Origin of the sequence: Shewanella sp. MR-4 (assembly GCF_000014685.1) — a bacterium.
In the GTDB taxonomy this organism is placed as follows: domain Bacteria; phylum Pseudomonadota; class Gammaproteobacteria; order Enterobacterales; family Shewanellaceae; genus Shewanella.
In genome coordinates, this window is record NC_008321.1 from 936520 (window position 1) to 952689 (window position 16170).

The 16170-nt window shown below is 48.3% G+C and carries 17 protein-coding genes; 8 read left to right on the forward strand and 9 right to left on the reverse strand.

What is annotated here, in order from left to right:
* Positions 1 to 39 precede the first annotated feature (39 nt).
* The 3 genes from ahpC to SHEWMR4_RS04175 all read right to left on the reverse strand — a co-directional run bounded on the left by ahpC (position 40) and on the right by SHEWMR4_RS04175 (position 3319).
* Positions 40 to 609, reverse strand: a complete 570-nt coding sequence (ahpC, locus tag SHEWMR4_RS04165) for an alkyl hydroperoxide reductase subunit C (RefSeq protein WP_011621596.1) — start codon at positions 607 to 609, stop codon at positions 40 to 42.
* A 341-nt stretch (positions 610 to 950) separates the two neighbouring features.
* Positions 951 to 2486 (reverse strand): leucyl aminopeptidase, encoded by a 1536-nt coding sequence (locus tag SHEWMR4_RS04170; RefSeq protein WP_011621597.1) that lies wholly within the window; start codon positions 2484 to 2486, stop codon positions 951 to 953.
* 89 nt (positions 2487 to 2575) lie between these two features.
* On the reverse strand, positions 2576 to 3319 hold the full coding sequence (locus tag SHEWMR4_RS04175) for a spermidine synthase (protein WP_011621598.1): 744 nt from the start codon (positions 3317 to 3319) through the stop codon (positions 2576 to 2578).
* A 100-nt stretch (positions 3320 to 3419) separates the two neighbouring features.
* On the opposite strand from SHEWMR4_RS04175, the gene SHEWMR4_RS04180 reads away from it, so the two are divergent.
* Both SHEWMR4_RS04180 and SHEWMR4_RS04185 read left to right on the forward strand, forming a co-directional pair.
* Complete coding sequence (locus SHEWMR4_RS04180) at positions 3420 to 3965, forward strand: mechanosensitive ion channel family protein (protein ID WP_011621599.1); 546 nt, start codon at positions 3420 to 3422, stop codon at positions 3963 to 3965.
* A 248-nt stretch (positions 3966 to 4213) separates the two neighbouring features.
* A complete protein-coding gene (locus SHEWMR4_RS04185; protein WP_011621600.1) occupies positions 4214 to 4759 on the forward strand; it encodes a DUF3332 domain-containing protein in 546 nt (181 codons plus the stop codon).
* 96 nt (positions 4760 to 4855) lie between these two features.
* On the opposite strand, the gene SHEWMR4_RS04190 is transcribed toward SHEWMR4_RS04185, so the two are convergent.
* From SHEWMR4_RS04190 to fccA, 3 genes are all read right to left on the reverse strand, one after another.
* Positions 4856 to 5593: a dienelactone hydrolase family protein gene (locus tag SHEWMR4_RS04190; RefSeq protein ID WP_011621601.1), complete on the reverse strand. Its 738-nt coding sequence runs from the start codon at positions 5591 to 5593 to the stop codon at positions 4856 to 4858.
* A gap of 67 nt (positions 5594 to 5660) precedes the next feature.
* The gene (gene ldhA / locus SHEWMR4_RS04195) at positions 5661 to 6650 is read right to left on the reverse strand and encodes a lactate dehydrogenase LdhA (protein WP_011621602.1); all 990 of its coding nucleotides are present in this window, start codon (positions 6648 to 6650) and stop codon (positions 5661 to 5663) included.
* A gap of 245 nt (positions 6651 to 6895) precedes the next feature.
* Positions 6896 to 8686, reverse strand: coding sequence for a fumarate reductase flavoprotein subunit FccA (gene fccA, locus SHEWMR4_RS04200; RefSeq protein ID WP_011621603.1), 1791 nt, complete (start codon positions 8684 to 8686; stop codon positions 6896 to 6898).
* A 504-nt stretch (positions 8687 to 9190) separates the two neighbouring features.
* Here fccA and SHEWMR4_RS04205 point away from each other — a divergent pair.
* From SHEWMR4_RS04205 to SHEWMR4_RS04215, 3 genes are all read left to right on the forward strand, one after another.
* Entirely contained in the window at positions 9191 to 9601 is a 411-nt protein-coding gene (locus tag SHEWMR4_RS04205) for a hypothetical protein (RefSeq protein ID WP_011621604.1), read from the forward strand.
* Complete coding sequence (locus tag SHEWMR4_RS04210; protein WP_011621605.1) at positions 9598 to 10122, forward strand: class I SAM-dependent methyltransferase; 525 nt, start codon at positions 9598 to 9600, stop codon at positions 10120 to 10122. The genes SHEWMR4_RS04205 and SHEWMR4_RS04210 overlap by 4 nt, the downstream gene beginning before the upstream one ends.
* Positions 10123 to 10183: 61 nt before the next feature.
* Complete coding sequence (locus tag SHEWMR4_RS04215; RefSeq protein WP_011621606.1) at positions 10184 to 10474, forward strand: hypothetical protein; 291 nt, start codon at positions 10184 to 10186, stop codon at positions 10472 to 10474.
* A 118-nt stretch (positions 10475 to 10592) separates the two neighbouring features.
* On the opposite strand, the gene SHEWMR4_RS04220 is transcribed toward SHEWMR4_RS04215, so the two are convergent.
* The 3 genes from SHEWMR4_RS04220 to SHEWMR4_RS04230 form a co-directional block, all read right to left on the reverse strand.
* Entirely contained in the window at positions 10593 to 10778 is a 186-nt protein-coding gene (locus SHEWMR4_RS04220) for a hypothetical protein (RefSeq protein ID WP_011621607.1), read from the reverse strand.
* A 98-nt stretch (positions 10779 to 10876) separates the two neighbouring features.
* Entirely contained in the window at positions 10877 to 12301 is a 1425-nt protein-coding gene (locus SHEWMR4_RS04225; RefSeq protein ID WP_011621608.1) for a cytochrome c biosynthesis protein, read from the reverse strand.
* Positions 12302 to 12527: 226 nt separating this feature from the next.
* On the reverse strand, positions 12528 to 12953 hold the full coding sequence (locus SHEWMR4_RS04230) for an organic hydroperoxide resistance protein (protein WP_011621609.1): 426 nt from the start codon (positions 12951 to 12953) through the stop codon (positions 12528 to 12530).
* 128 nt (positions 12954 to 13081) lie between these two features.
* Between SHEWMR4_RS04230 and ohrR the strand changes: the two genes are divergently transcribed.
* The 3 genes from ohrR to rlmC all read left to right on the forward strand — a co-directional run bounded on the left by ohrR (position 13082) and on the right by rlmC (position 16169).
* Positions 13082 to 13579, forward strand: a complete 498-nt coding sequence (gene ohrR / locus SHEWMR4_RS04235; RefSeq protein ID WP_011621610.1) for a hydroperoxide resistance transcriptional regulator OhrR — start codon at positions 13082 to 13084, stop codon at positions 13577 to 13579.
* 80 nt (positions 13580 to 13659) lie between these two features.
* Entirely contained in the window at positions 13660 to 14835 is a 1176-nt protein-coding gene (locus SHEWMR4_RS04240; RefSeq protein ID WP_041408972.1) for a glycerol-3-phosphate dehydrogenase/oxidase, read from the forward strand.
* Positions 14836 to 15014: 179 nt separating this feature from the next.
* On the forward strand, positions 15015 to 16169 hold the full coding sequence (gene rlmC / locus SHEWMR4_RS04245; protein WP_011621612.1) for a 23S rRNA (uracil(747)-C(5))-methyltransferase RlmC: 1155 nt from the start codon (positions 15015 to 15017) through the stop codon (positions 16167 to 16169).
* Position 16170 lies beyond the last annotated feature (1 nt).

Consider the following 16170-nt stretch of genomic DNA (forward strand, 5'->3'; position numbering starts at 1 on the left):
AGATGCTAGGTTGGCGGGGTTGACTCTTGTTAGGCTAGATTAGATTTTGCCTACTAGGTCTAAAGATGGTGCTAAGGTTTCGTCACCTGGTTGCCATTTAGCTGGGCAAACTTCGCCATCGTGAGTGGCAACGTATTGAGCCGCTTGGATCTTACGAACCAGCTCTTGAGCGCTACGGCCGATACCTAAGTCATGGATTTCAGCAACTTTAACTTGGCCTTCTGGGTTGATAACGAAAGTACCACGCAGTGCTAAACCTTCTTCTTCGATCATCACACCGAAGTTACGGCTGATCACGCCAGTTGGGTCAGCCAGCATTGGGAAGTTGATCTTCTTGATGGTGTCAGAAGTATCGTGCCATGCCTTGTGAGTGAAGTGAGTGTCAGTCGAAACTGAGTAAACTTCAACACCCATAGATTGTAACTTAGCGTAGTGATCCGCCATGTCGCCTAATTCAGTTGGGCAAACGAAAGTGAAGTCTGCTGGATAGAAGAATACAACTGACCATTTACCTAACAGATCTTGTTCAGTTACAGGAACGAACTCACCATTGTGGTAAGCAGTGGCTTTGAATGGTTTGATTGTGCTGTTGATAATTGACTGAGTCATTTTATGCTTCCATTTAGTTGATTATGGTGAATTAAGTACGAGGCACTTAACTTGTGTCCCGCTGATGTGAAGCATATTACCCAGCTCAGAATCATAAATATAACGCATAAAAACTATCATCCTAATCGGTTTTGTCGAACTAAGCAGGTTTGAGATGGGGGATTAATCGATTTTTCAGCACTGGCGCGCCCTAGCGGCTAATTGATTGTTTACTTTAATGAAGTGGCACAAGTGCAGGGCAATAAAAAAGGGATATCGACGATATCCCTTAATCTAGCTTCTCAAACCAGCCATAGACTCGGCTTGAGTGGGTTTGGATGAAGTTAACTCACAATATAGCGTTAGTTTTGCGCCTTAGGCTGAGTTAACCAAGTGCTGAGCAGGCGCACGCCATAACCAGTGGCGCCGGCTGGCACGACGGCGGTATCGGTGGCGGTTAAGGCGTTGCCAGCGATATCGAGGTGAGCCCAAGGTTGTTCACCCGCAAAGCGTTTGAGGAACATGGCGGCAGACGATGCCCCCGCGCTGCCTTCTTTACCGGTATTCTTTAAATCGGCGATGGTGGATTTCAGCTCATCGTCGTAGGCTTGATCTAACGGCAAGCGCCAGACTTTTTCACCCACCTGTTGACCCGCAAAGGTGAGCTGCTGCACCAGCGGCTCAGAATCGGTAAACAATCCCGCATAAACGCTACCCAGCGCGCCCACTTTCGAGCCTGTGAGGGTCGCCACATCGACGATAATCGAAGGGCGATAATTCTCACGGGCATACCAGAGGCCGTCGGCTAATACTAAACGGCCTTCGGCATCGGTGTTGAGCACTTCAACCGTGAGACCTTGAGCGGTTTTAATCACATCGCCTGGGATCATCGCATGTCCCGACACCATGTTTTCCGCCATCGGCATAATCGCGACTAGGTTTACCGGCGCCTTTTGAATGGCCATGGCTTTGACTGTGCCGAGTACGGTCGCCGCGCCCGCCATATCGGACTTCATCCGCGCGATAGAGGTACCTGTGGCCTTGATATTGTAGCCGCCAGAGTCGAAGGTAATGCCTTTACCCACCAGAGCAATCGGCGCTTCTTTGCTGCCGGGCCAGTGGGCGACGACCAACTTAGGTGGACGCTCGCTGCCTTTGCCCACAGCGGCTAAGGCGCCGAGGTTTAAACGTTCAATGTCTTTGGCTTCAAGTACTGTGACTTTTACGCCGAGGGACTTAAGTTTACGCGCCTCGTTGGCAAAGCTTTCGGGATACATGATCCCTGCCGGGGCATTGGTGAGATCCCGCGCTAAAAACACACCCGCTTCGATAGCTTGCAGATTCTTATGGTGTTTTTGGTTTTGGCTTAAGTCATCAACCCCGATTTGATAGTTCTTCTCGGCGCGATTGCTGGCTTTAAATTGAGTGTAGCGGTAGCTGCGCAGTTCAATGCCGTGGGCCAGTTCTGAGCCAAACAATGGCGCGTTACTTAAGCCTTGGGTCAGCACACGCACTGTCGCTTGAGGCACGGTTTCAAGCTTGGCGGCAATATTGCCACCTAATGTATTGATTTCACCAGGTGTTAGGGTTTTTGCATCGCCAATCCCAACCAGTAAAACTCGTTTAGCGTCGATTTCGCTCGGGACTAGGATTTCGAGGATTTCACCGCGTTTACCCGCAAAACTGTTGTCGGCGACCGCAAGGTTGAGCTGGTCTTGCGTCGATTGGGGTAAAAAATCGAGACTATAGGTTGTCGAATCAGCGCTTTGGAACAGCACTAATGTGTCGGAATTGAGTGAGTTACGAGTGTCAAAACTAAAGGTTTCGGCGTTAGCATTGAGAGAGTTAAGGCACGCCAGCGCCATAACGCTTAACAAAAATTTATTCTTATTTTTCATGGTGACAGCTCATATCAATAGAGAGTGTGAAGCATAGCAAAGCTGAGTCTTAGGGTTAACTAATTTAAGCCATTTGACTGAGATTAATCTTAAATCCAAGGGCCAAAACGAGTCAGTGAACGTTCAAGGGCAAAATCCAGTTGTTGTGACAGGGTTTGCGCCTGACTTTTCAGCGCCGACGCGCCCAAAGATTGTGGTGTTTGGCTGGCAAAAATCACCCAGTTGCCACCGCTGGTGAGGCAGGCATGCACGTGGGCAAAATGGTGCTGCAGATCGGCGAGTAACTCGCGATTTTGGCTGTGTTCCTTCCAGCAGTTCAGCACTAAATAACCATTGGGTTTAATCAGTTGTGTGCACTGCTGAAGAAAAGTGGGCGAGAGCTGCCCGGTGTCGACCCCTTTGGCGCTGTAAATATCGGCAAAAATCACATCGACCTTTTTATGCTCCGCCGACGCCATAAAGGCGACGGCATCTTCGTTGATGAGATTAAGCTTTTTGCCAATCGGTAATTGAAAATAACGCTTGGCAAGTTCAATCACCGCCGGGCGAAGTTCAACCGCAGTAAGTTTGATTGCGGCATCGAAGCGGCGCAGGGCATGAATGAGGGCGCCGCCACCAAGGCCGAGTACGATGGCGCTTTTGGGTTGGCAAAATAACAACACCAGTAGCATGCCTTGCACATAGGTATGCTGCGGAATATGCGGTGCGGTTTTAAGAATTTTGCTCTGCTCATCGTTGTCGCCAAAGGACAGCACGCGGGTATCACCATAGTCGAGCACGCGGATTGGCCCTAGGGCATCTTGGGTTTCATGTAGTAAAGTTGCGTCGGCCATAGTACTTATTACTCTATTTGCGTTGGGCTGATTTGGGACTCTATAACTGCTGGTGCAAAAAAGTTAGAATTCAGCTGGTTTCGTTTCTTAAGTGGCTATTATGACAAATCAAATCCTACTTGCCTGTATTTATCTTGCGGTGTTTCTCTTTTTGCAGCGTGCCTTAACTCAATGGGTGAAAAAACTCTCATTGATGAAGCAGGTGAGTGCCGCCCGTACCAGCCTTGTCACTCGGTTTATTTCCTATGTGATGTTTTTTATCACTTTGTCTTTGATGGCGGTGTCCCTCGGTTTGGGTTATCAGGACGTGTCGCTGTTCGTCTCCTCCGCGTTTGCGGTGATGGGCGTCGCCTTAGTCGCTCAGTGGTCGATACTGAGCAATTTAACCGCTGGTGTGCTGATTTTCTTTGTGTTCCCCTATCGGATTGGTGAACGTATTCGGGTGGTGGATAAGGATGAAGATATTAGCGGAGTGATTATTGAAATCGCGCTATTTCATGTACTTATTCTTAGGGATAATGGCGATACCATCACTTATCCCAACAATTTGATGTTGCAAAAGGCGGTGTTAAAGCTGGCGGATCAAGCGCCGCTCGCCGAGCGCCAAGCGCTGCAGGAGGGGAAAAAGCGCTTTGATCTCGAGTAGGTCTTCTTGCATTCGTGCGCCGCAGCAGTACATTTATTAGCAAACTGTTGTTGGCGCTGGGTGAGACACTCAGTTTTATTATCTTCCCGTGAGCTTTACTTTCTTGATGCGTTTTTCATAACAAAATCAGCGTTCTTGCTTACATCCACTCCCTTTTGTTTACCTTGGTTTGTGTTCCGTCGCACGGTTTAGCCCTGTCTAATCCTTAGAATTCGTGTTTTTGTTTTTAGCGAATTGGAGCAAACCTCATGAAATCTAAACTCTTAGCTGTGACGATCGGCGCGCTGTTAACCACTCAGTTAACTGGCTGTATGGGACAAATGGGCCTGAGCCAAATGGTGACTAAGGGCAACTTAAGTGCGGTGGACAACCGTTATGGCCGCGCGGGCTTATTTATTTTGTTAAGTCCAGTGTATGGTTTGGCGGCAACGGGCGATTTGTTTATTGTTAATACTATTGAGTTTTGGACGGGTAAGAATCCGATCACCGATAAATCGCCTGCGGTAGTTGATATGCCGGTAGACGCGATTTTTAAGGTGAATCCCCATGTGAGTGATGAGCTGAAATCGGCGCCCGTTAAACTGACTCAGGCGCAAATTGCCTATCCCGATGAGCACACAGTCACTATGACGTTAGCCTACGAAGATGGCAGCTCTCAGTTATTGTCGGGCCGTAAATCTGGGGATGATGTGGACTTCTTCCTCGACGATACGTTTATTGCCCGCGTGAGCAACCAAGAGCTGGTGGCCTATAGCCAAAGCCGCTTACAAGGGCAGGTAAGTCCTGAGGTGTAAAGATTAAGAGGCTTAAGCTCTTAAAGTTAAGCATTTAGCTAAGCCAACCCATTAATCATATTGGTTAAGGGGTTGGCTTGATGCTTTCGGTTTTGACTATCTCAATACTCGGTGAAAAAACGCCACGGATTGTTGATACATTTGCAGCGCCAGTGCGGGATCGTAGCGCTCACCCTCATCACGCATAAAAGCATGCTGAGCATTAACCTCTAACCAACTGAAATTGCGGTTTTTGGCCATCAACTGTTGGTGGATTAATACACGCCCTTCGGGTGATACATGGGGATCTTGCTTGCCAAACACTAACACTAATTCCCCTTGAATATCGCCGCTGCGACTCAGTGAATCATTGCCGTAGGCACAGGGTAGGGTATTGGAGTGAATGTCGGTCGGATAGAGGCAAAAAGCGCCCAATATCTCGGGATTAAGTGCGGCGCGGTAGGCTAAGTGGCCGCCAATACACACACCCATGCTGCCGACTTTACCGGTGCAATAACTTTGCTGGCGAGCAAAATCGATAAGGGCTTGGGTGTCGCTGTCGTGTTGCTCTAAGGGCTTGGCAAATTTATCGGCATTGCCTTTATCTTTGCCCACATCGTCATAGGCCAACACTGTGCCTATCGGATTAAGCTCATGGAAGACTTCTGGCACTAACACCACAAAACCATGGCCTGCGAGGATAGTCGCGGTGCGGGCGATGGGCGCGGTTTGCTGAAAAATCTCAGAATAGAAGAGGATACAGGGGAATTGCCCTGGGGCATCTGGGCGATAGACATAAGTTCGCATCGGCCCTGTGGGCGTGTTGATATCCTGAGTTTGCTGAGTCACTAACATATTTAGTTTCCTCTGTGAGGCTTCAATGTTGAAGCCTCACTTTAGCAGTCAGGTATGGTTCTGTCAGTTAAAACAGTTCGTTACCAGAGCGCTCGCCCGCGAGTAGGGCTTTGACATTGCTCAGGGTTGTATGTGCAATCGCGCCCAGTGCTTCTTCGGTGAGGAAGGCTTGGTGACCGGTAAAAATCACGTTGTGGCAGGCGGATAAGCGACGGAACACATCGTCCTGAATGATTTGGTTCGACTTGTCCTCGAAAAATAATTCTTTTTCGTTTTCATACACATCAAGCCCTAAGGAGCCAATCTGGCCGAGTTTTAAGGCTTCCATTGCATCGAAGGCGTTGAGCAGACCGCCGCGGCTGGTGTTGATCACCATGACGCCGGGTTTCATCTTGGCAAAGCTTTCTTTATTCAGCAGATGGTGGTTATCGGCGGTTAATGGACAGTGCAGGCTGATAATATCGCTATTGGCGTAAATGGTATCCAGATCCTGATATTCCACATTGAGCGCTTCTACCGCAGGATTTGGGTAAGGGTCAAAGGCAATCACTTTACAGCCAAAACCGAGCAATACCTTAATTGTGGCGACCCCAATCTTACCTGTGCCTATTACGCCAACGGTTTTGCCAAACATGTTAAAACCGACCAAGCCTTCGAGGGAGAAGTTCGCATCACGGGTGCGTTGGTAGGCCTTATGGATTTTACGGTTTAGGGTCAGCATCAAGGCGACTGTGTGCTCGGCCACAGATTCCGGCGAATAGGCAGGGACGTTGACCACTTGCATGCCTAAGCGTTTGGCGGCGACTAAGTCGACATTGTTAAAACCCGCGCAGCGCATGGCAATGATTTTCGTGCCACCTTTGGCAAGCTCGACCAACACTTCTTCACAGAGGGAATCGTTAACAAAGGCGCAGACCACCTCAAAACCTTCGGCAAGCTTAACGGTTTGCATGCAGAGGCGATAATCGAAATACTCAATTTGCGCACCAAATGCGGCATTTGTACGGTTAAAATGCTGCATGTCGTAGTGTTTTGCGCTAAAAAATCCAATTCTCATTTCAATCACCTAAAGGTTACATTGTTACTGGCACTGAGTGTATGTGACTCGGCGACGTTTGTCCTCTGGTGATGAATTTACCCCGTAAAAAGAGTGAGCTTTGTCATCAATTGCACAAAAAATCATAAAAAAAGCGAGCCCCTGACGGCTCGCTTGTACTGATAAGCTTGAAGATTCAAGCTGGGCTCAAATGGGTCGTGCTATGTGAGCCTTAGGTTAGTCCCTTAACCTAGAAACGTTTGATACTAGTGATCTTTCGCGTATTTCGCGGCAGATGCACCCGCGATACGGCCATAGGTCACGATATCAGAGATGGCGTTACCACCTAAACGGTTAGCACCGTGAACACCACCAGTCACTTCACCTGCTGCATATAAACCATTGATAGGTTTGCCGGTTTTTTCACTCTTCACTTCGGCTTGAGTATCGATAACGATACCACCCATAGTGTGGTGAACCGCTGGTGCGATTTCTAAGGCATAGAAAGGCGCAGTGGCGATTTCACGTGGCAGGTTTGGACGCTCGAATTGTGTGTCTTTACCTGATTTCACAAAACCGTTGTAAGAAGTGACGGTTTTCGCCAGTTCAGCGGCTGGCACATCGAGTTGTTTCGCTAAATCTTCGATGGTCTTGCCTTCTTTAACGATGTTCAAGTGAACATAGCCTTCGATGGCTTTTAAGCTCTTACGGATAGAGTCATCGAATACAAGGTAAGCGCTTTCGCCTTTCTGTTGCAGAATCGCTGCAGACGCTTTATCTCGGGTCGTGATTTCGTTCATGAAGCGGTTACCGTCACGGTTAACCACGATAGCACCGTTACCACGTACCGCTTCGGTGATCATCACACCACCGGCTGGTGAGTAAGTTGGGTGAGCTTGGATGTATTCTAAGTCACGAGTTGCGGCGCCCGCTTGCTGAGCAACGTCTAAGCCGTCACCGGTTGCACCTGGGTGGTTAGTCGCTTTAAAGCCTTTTAACTTAGGATCGTACTTAGCGACGCGATCGTTGTTTTTCGCAAAACCACCGGCAGCGATCACGACTGCATCGGCCTTGATCACATAGTAGCCAGTGTATTCACCTTTCACTAAAACGCCGGTCACTTTGCCGCTTGCATCTTCAAGGATGCGTACAACACGGCTGTTTAAACGAATGTCAGTACCACGTTTAACGGCATTGTCCCACAGCACTTGTGCAACGTGTGCACCCACACCCGCACCACCGGTTGGACGGTGACTACGGTTCACGCTTGCGCCACCCATACGGCCCACGTCAGTCATGTCGGCACCCATAGCGGTTAACCAATCGATAGAGTCTGAAGAGTTGTTGGCCAGGACTTTCACTAATTCAGGATCGTTGATGTTACGACCACCTTTCATGGTGTCGTCGATCATGATTTGTTTCTTATCTTCGATACCTAACTTAGTCTGTGGCTTAGTTTCTGCAGCGTTCATACCGCCAGCAGCCAGTTTAGTGTTACCACCAGGGATAGGTTCTTTTTCTAACAGAATCACTTTCGCGCCAGCATCACGGGCTGAAACGGCGGCAGCAAGACCTGCACCACCCGAACCGATAACTACGACGTCTGTGGTTTCTTTCACGCCAGCGGCAATGGCTTTATCTTGAGCCGCTTTGTCTGCATCAACAGGCACAAACTTACGTTCCCACTTGCCGCCAAATGGCATATCGAAGCCGAAACTATGGCAAGCGTCACAATAAGTCACTGATTTTTCGTGGCCTTTATGGCAGCTGGTACAAGCGATTTCACCAATTAAGTGAGATTTGTGCGGAGAAACTTTATCTTTTGGCGTTGCAGCAGCCAGTTCTTTTAAATCACCGTGGCAGCTAACACATTGGGCATTTTCATGGGTCAGGTTGTCGTTAGTCACGCCACCTTTGTCTGATACGTGGCAGCTATCGCAGCCGCCCATTTCACCGTGAAAATCGGCTAGTACTTCTGGCGCGGCATAGGCTGTGCCTGCCATCGCACCAGAGATCAGCATGGCTAGTGCTGTTTTTTGAATCTTTCTTGTGAACATAATCGTTCCTCCGCCGTACATTTCATCTACTTAATAAGGGTTATTCATCATGGCGTGATATTTATATTTTACGTAGCTCACGCGCTTTTAGAGTATTCTCCATGGGCAAAGTTACCACTATCTAAAGAGGTATATGCGTACTTGGGTCACATAACGATTGTTGCAAAAGGAATTACATATTTGAAATGTGCAACATGGCTGAAAATATTAACGAAATTGAAGTTAATCACTCAGTGAATACGGTATAACTTGCGTGAGTTAACATATTTTGATGGGCTAAATTATATTTGCTGAATTGATATGGGAGAATAAAGGCTTGTACGGGAGATTTATTTTAACGTGCTAATTTTTATAATTTATTTTTGGTTTGATTATTTAGTGTAAATATTCGAATATTTATCCTGTGAGTATTCAGTAAATAATTAAATCTCACCAGTGTTTTTTTGAGAAAATATAATATATTTTTCCAAATTGTTACTTGAGTGGTGTTAAGGGGTTAAATCTATGCCAAAGCAGCAGATGTCTGAAAGACGTTTTTGGGTACAGCGGCTAAGTAAAACAACCCTAAGAGCTTTACATATATTGGGCATTGCCGGTGCGGGTGGAGGAATATTACTCTCGGTCGATAAATCCCTCTGGTTGAATTATTGGTATCTGGCGATGGGGACCGGCAGCATATTGATGTTGTGGGAAATTATTCGAGATTGGCGTTGGTTAATTCAACTGAAAGGCGTGTTAACTCTTGGGAAATTAGGGCTACTTTGCCTGTTTGTGCCGCTTGCCAACTACAAGCCTGAACTGTTTATCTTAGTGTTATTTTTATCTGTGATAGTATCCCATGGCCCATCGGGGCTGAGGCACTACTCGATAGTGCATCGCAGACAGATAGACACTAAAAAAGAGATAAAGGGATGACACACGCTACACTCAGCACGGCCTCGAGCTTAATTACCCAGTTTTCATGGCCTGAGCTTACAGGGCTTAAGGTATTGGATTTAGCCTGCGGTTCAGGCCGAAATGGTCTGTGGTTTCTCTCCCAAGGTTGTGAAGTGACCTTTATCGACCAGGATTTGAGTGCCTTGGCTAAGCTGACACACGACAAAGCACATCAATGGCAGTGGAATTTAGAAGACGGCAGCGCGCCTCAGTTACCCCAAGAGTCCTTTGATATTGTATTAGTCTTTAATTACTTACATCGACCACTATTTCCGCAAATCGCTGCGAGCCTAAAGTCCGGCGGACTGATTGTGTATGAGACCTTTACGTGGCAACAGGCGCAAATTGGTCGACCTCGCAACCCTGATTTTTTACTCACAGAGAACGAACTGCAATCCGTATTTGCTAACTGGCAACCTTTGCATTACTTTGAAGGTCGGTTAAGCGATGCTGCTGGTACTGAAAGTGCTAAGGCGCAGCGGATCGCACGAAAACCCTAGACGTCACCCCATCGCGGGGCGACTGACCAAATCAGTATTGAAGAAGTGTAAGAGGCCAAGGATGTTCCCGTATCCAGAGCAGTATCGTGTTGCCACGCCACCTTTAACCACGGCGCTGATGGTGGCTTGGGCGCTGTTGAGTCACAGTTTGTTAGCCGATGCCAGCCCTTTTGCCTTGTATCCGTTATTTATGTTGTTCCCCGTGGTGATTGGCCTGCATCTGTATTTGATTTGGCTGGCGAAGGGAATGAGTCGGTTGGATCAATGCTTCTACGCCTTAGTGCATATTCCGCTTGCCTTTGTGGTGTGGACATTCACCATTATGCATGTCAATGGTAATGCCTTTTCTTAGGGCTGAACCCTGTAGTGCCTCAGAACAGTCCGTTAAAATGGCTTTCATCCATTCAAAGCCTTAAACAAAAAAGCGCCCCGATGTTCGGGGCGCTTTTTATCAATCTCTTGCGGGTGGATTAGGCCGTAGTGTTGATATTGTGGCCGGTATTTCCCACGGGTTGAGGTGTTGCAGCGTTTATTAAATCAACGGCAATTTGACCTTCTGCCTTTTGCTGCTCTTTGGCTAACTGCGCCACTTTAACGCCAACGGCGCCATTTTCTAAATTAGGCGTGATAGCTTGGGTGTTCAGTGAAATAGACATAACTAACCTCAATTGTAAGCTGAGTCTCTGTATCGGCAAGCTCAGGTTTTACTTTAGCCCTTTATCCCTTGTTTGCCAATTCGAAACTCTGCTATTGCTTATACCGCTTTATTCGCTTTTGTCGTGAGTAATTTACGACTGAGCACTATGATGGCGGTTATCCCTAATGAGCCTAGAATTAATCCCAGTGCCAGCCCTACACTCTGTAGCGCGGTCGGATCTATCACTAGCGCGACACCCATACCAAACATCATCACACCGGACATCAGCTTGAGTGCTTGACCCTCTTTTTCGGTCAGTTTGCGTTTACCTAAGGTCGCACTAAACACAATCACAATAATCGCCAGCGGGATCACATAGACAATATTGTATAAAACCAGGTACATATAGCGCTCAATGTCCGGTAGGTTGTGCATGGATAGCACACTGGTGTAAATCATAGGGAAGCCTGCAGTGCAGAGCAGCTCGTAGGCATTCGCTAAAATAGCTAGTACGGTTGAGCCAACAATCAGCGCGCCTAGGCTGCTGGAGTTCGACAGTTTGCCCATGCGTTTGATAAGGCTAGTGCGGTTTTCAGCCGACATCGACAAGGTGACGTCGCCTTTTGTGAAGAAGTAATCCTTCACGTTTATTGTACCTGCGATCAAGGCTAAGATCCCCGCGGCTAGGATGATCATCCCGCCATCACTGCCTGCGCCTAACAGCTGGAAGATGTTTAGCCAGGCCGTCATAAACAGGAAGTAAATAAAGCCTGAGAAGAACACGAAGATGCCGCCGACCAACAGCATACGGCTGCGGCTCTTAGCGTTGACCATAATCGACAGTAAAAACAGCAGCACGAAGAAGGCGCAGGGGTTAAAGGCATCGACGCCAGCCAGCACTAAGGTCAGCAGGGGAAGTGACATGCTCTCGGGTGTGACTACACCTACAAGTGGTAACTCAACGGGTTGCACTTCGGCTTGGTTAGTACTTGCAAGGCTGGTGGCATCACAGGTGCCTTCGCCAGAGTCGGTTCCACAGGTACCAAACAGCGGCTCACTATTGGTCGGTGCAACAGCAGGCGTTCCTGTGGTTGGCATATCCGCTTCACTTAGCTGACCGCCAAGGGATAAGTAACAGTTCTTCAAGCGATTCACTAAAAACTCACCTGTCACCGCCTCGCTGGAATAACCGACAATGGCTTTCTCGCAGCTTGCCATATAGGGCACAGAACGGGCTTCGGTAGTGGTCTTAGCCGCGATACCTTGCCAAATGTCCTGCACGCCAGGAGCCGAAACCATATGAGATTCGAGTTCTATCCAAGGGTATTTCTGCGGCAGCGAGTCGATAAAGGGATGGGCCTCGGCGCAGTGTGGGCAGGTTTTCGACCAAAAGAAGTAGAGCTTGATCTTCAGCTCCCCTTGGGCGTTTACATAGTGCCAAGTTTGGTCCGGATTATTGGGTGTTTCGGCCCAACTCGGTGTGCTCAGCATGGCCAATGCAAGGGAGCATAGTAGAGCGAATTTGGTTAAGTATTTAGTCATAGCGCCTCCACAATAGTGGGGTTATAGGTATTAAAACGGTTCTCTGACTACTACTCTACTGAATTCGATCCCCTTGATTAAATTAAGCATTAAGAAATGTTAGTTAACTCGCGATTAGCTGTTTTTTGGGAAGTTAGGCAGGTTTATGGGAAGGGCGATTCGCGGCAGATAACTAAAAAGCACCCTGAGGTGCTTTTTAGACGATAGTGACTGTTGTCTTATGGGCTTAGTTTAACGCCGCGCCATTAACACTCAGTTTTACATCGATATTATTACGTGTGGCATTGGAATAAGGACACACTTGATGGGCATGACGTACTAAGGCTTCGGCCTCGGCTTGGGGAAGGCCAAGATTAACCTCTAGGGCGACGGTTAAGGCGAAGCCACCCGCATCATTGGCGCCAATGCCAACCACAGCGCTGACTGGCGCTTCAGTAATCGCCACTTTGCCGATTTTGGCAACATGTAAAACCGCATTAGAGAAACAGGCCGCATAACCTGCTGCAAACAGTTGCTCTGGGTTGGTTGCCAATCCACTTCCGCCCATCGCCTTTGGATAGGCCAACGCAACATCGAGTAAACCATCATCGGTACTGACTTGGCCTTGGCGACCGGCTCTGGCGGTAGCTCGAGTTTCATATAATGTTTTCATATTTCGTTCCTCATAGTTTTAAAGATAACTTAAGTTGTGCGCAATTTAATTGTGATAAACTATAATTCGATTTTTACCCTGAATGCAAGTATATTGTGCGCAATATATTTAAGTTTTTTGGATCGACTATGCCTAACTCAGAGTTATCATCCTTAGATAAAACGTCGGATACGGCGGAAAATACCCAAACAGACAATGCCTTATGTTTAGAGAATCAGGTTTGCTTCTCTCTTTACAGCGCCGCGAATGCCATGGTGCGCGCCTATCGTCCTATGCTCGATAAGTTGGATTTAACCTATCCCCAATATTTAGTCATGCTGGTGTTGTGGCAGGAGCAGGGGATCAGCGTGAAGACCCTAGGGGATAAATTGTTCCTTGATTCGGGTACCTTGACGCCTTTGTTAAAACGTCTAGAGTCGAAGGGATTGGTGAGTCGTGGACGCAGCGAACAGGATGAAAGGGTGCGCGTGCTGTCTTTGACGCCCGCAGGCCAGGCGCTAAAGCAGGAAGCGAGTGAGGTCCCACATCTGATGCGCTGTAAAATCGGTGCTGAGATAGAAGATCTTAAGGCGCTAAAAGCCATGTGTGACAAAGCCTTAAAGCAATTGCACGCCAGTATCGAATAGGGTGAAAGCCAATCTGTGATAGCAAGGGAGTGGAACATGGATAAACACACCATCAAGGCGCTAGGATGGATAAAGTCGGTATGAGTTCATACGATATTGCGATTATCGGTGGTGGGATCAGCGGTGTCGGTATCGCCCAATACGCGGCAGCGGCGGGGTATTCGACCCTGCTTATCGAAAAAGGCGAGATAGGCGGCCAAACCTCAGCCAATTCCAGCAAGTTGATCCACGGTGGTTTGCGCTATCTTGAAAGCGGACAAGTGAACCTAGTGCGTAAATCCTTGCAGGAGCGGCGCCATCTGCTCGACTTCGCGCCCAGCTTAGTCAAGCCCGTGCCTTTTTATATTCCCGTTTATCAAGACAATCAGCGTAACCCCTGGATGATTCGAGCGGGCTTGAGTCTGTACGCGCTGTTAAGTGAATTTGATCCGCTTGGTCGTTTCGTGTCGATACCCGCTGTGCATTGGCATCGTTTTAATGGACTTAAACTCCAAGGTTTAAAGGCGGTATTTCAATATTGGGATGCACAAACCGACGATAAACTGCTTACCCAGTCGGTGGCGCGAAGTGCCGAGGCATTGGGTGCCCATGTGTATGCCGAGGCGGAGTTTTTACAGCTCAATCATCTGAATGAGCAGATTGAGCTGAGTTTTCGCCATCGCGGCGAAGTGCAACAGATTGAGGCTAAATTGGTGATAAATGCCGCCGGCCCTTGGGTCAATGAGGTGATTGCTAAGGTGACACCACCACTGGCTGGGGCAAAAATTGATTGGGTACAGGGCGCACATCTGCTGCTGGATTTACCGGCCCCCGACGGCATCTTATATTTAGAATCTTGCTTCGATAAGCGGGTGATTTTTGTGATGCCTTGGTATGGTCAACTGCTAATTGGCACCACAGAAACTGAGCTGACCTCTCTAGATATGCTACCCCAAGTGACTGAGTCTGAAATAAATTACCTTTTAGGTATTTATCGGCACTACTTTCCTATGTCACCTTCGATTGATGAACTCAAAACCAAGATAGTGCAGACGTTTTGTGGCGTGAGGGTATTACCTAAACAGGCGAGCTCCGCCTTTGAGCGCCCAAGGGAGACCCTAATGCAAACCTCGATTTCTCACCCGAGATTACTGAGTCTCTACGGCGGAAAACTCACGACCTTTAGGAGCACCTCGGCTGAAGTGCTTGAGTGGATTGAACAAAAACTCGGAAAACGTACACCCATCGCCGATGTAGATAGCCTGAGATTAAGTTAATCTGGGCCGGATAATCGGTCAAGGCTGCACTTCGAGGTGATTTTTCGGCATAAAAACGCTAAAGTGTGGCGCTTTTTGACTGAGGCCTTAATCCTGTTTGTTATGCTTCAGTTGTCATCCAAATTTCACTCGCCATCTCAATAGATAAGATAGACGGGCACTGCTGTGGGTACGATGCTGTGAGTACATTAGTACAATGTGGGTATTTTGAACGAGGCCAATGCCAATCCTGTCGCCATATTAAGCTCCCTATGGCGCAGCAACTAGCGGCCAAAACCCAAGAATTGCAGCAATTGTTAGCGCCTTTTGTCGATAACGCCGAACCTCAGTTTTTACCTCCGGTTGTGGGTGACAGCAGCGGTTTTCGTAACAAGGCGAAAATGGTCGCCTTGGGCGCGGCCCATGCCCCTGTACTGGGGATTGTCAGCCCCAGCGGCGAGGCGGTGAGTCTGTGTGACTGTCTGTTGTATCCTGCTGATATGCAAGCCTTACTCCACCGTTTAGAGCGCTTTGTGCAGCAGGCGGGTATTCCGCCTTACCGTGTCGATAAGGCCAAGGGCGAGCTTAAATTTATCCTACTGACGCGCAGCCAAGTGCGCGGCGAGTATATGCTACGTTTCGTGCTGCGCTCGCGGGATGCCATTGCCCGTATCGAACGTGAATTACCGGCGCTGATGGCCGAATATCCGCAGATCAAAGTCGTCTCAGTCAATTTGCAACCTGTTCATATGGCTATCTTGGAAGGTGAGGAGGAGATTTTCCTGACCGAAAACACTCGCCTCGAAGAGCGCTTTAACGATGTGCCCTTGTTTATTCGCCCCAAGAGCTTTTTTCAAACCAACCCGCAGGTGGCGGCAAAGCTGTATCAAACCGCCCGTGAGTGGGTGGCCGACTTCGCACCAGCTTCCCTTTGGGACTTATTTTGTGGTGTGGGTGGCTTTGGTTTGCACTGTGCAGCTAAAGATATCCCATTGACAGGGATTGAAATTGAAGCCGAAGCCATTGCCTGCGCTAAGATGTCGGCGCAGTTGATGGGGCTGGATAAGGTGCAGTTTATGGCGCTCGACTCCACTGACTTTGCCAAGGGCGATGCGGCGCAAACTAAGCCCGAGTTGATTATTGTCAACCCGCCGCGCCGTGGGATCGGAGAGTCTCTGTGCCATTCCTTAAGTGAGTTTGCACCTAAGGCGATTTTGTATTCCAGCTGCAATCCTAAAACCTTAGCCAAAGATCTCGGCCATATTCGTGGCTATCGGTTAACTAAGGTGCAGTTGTTCGATCTCTTCCCCCACTCGGATCATTTCGAAGTATTAGCCTTATTAGTGAAAGACTAAA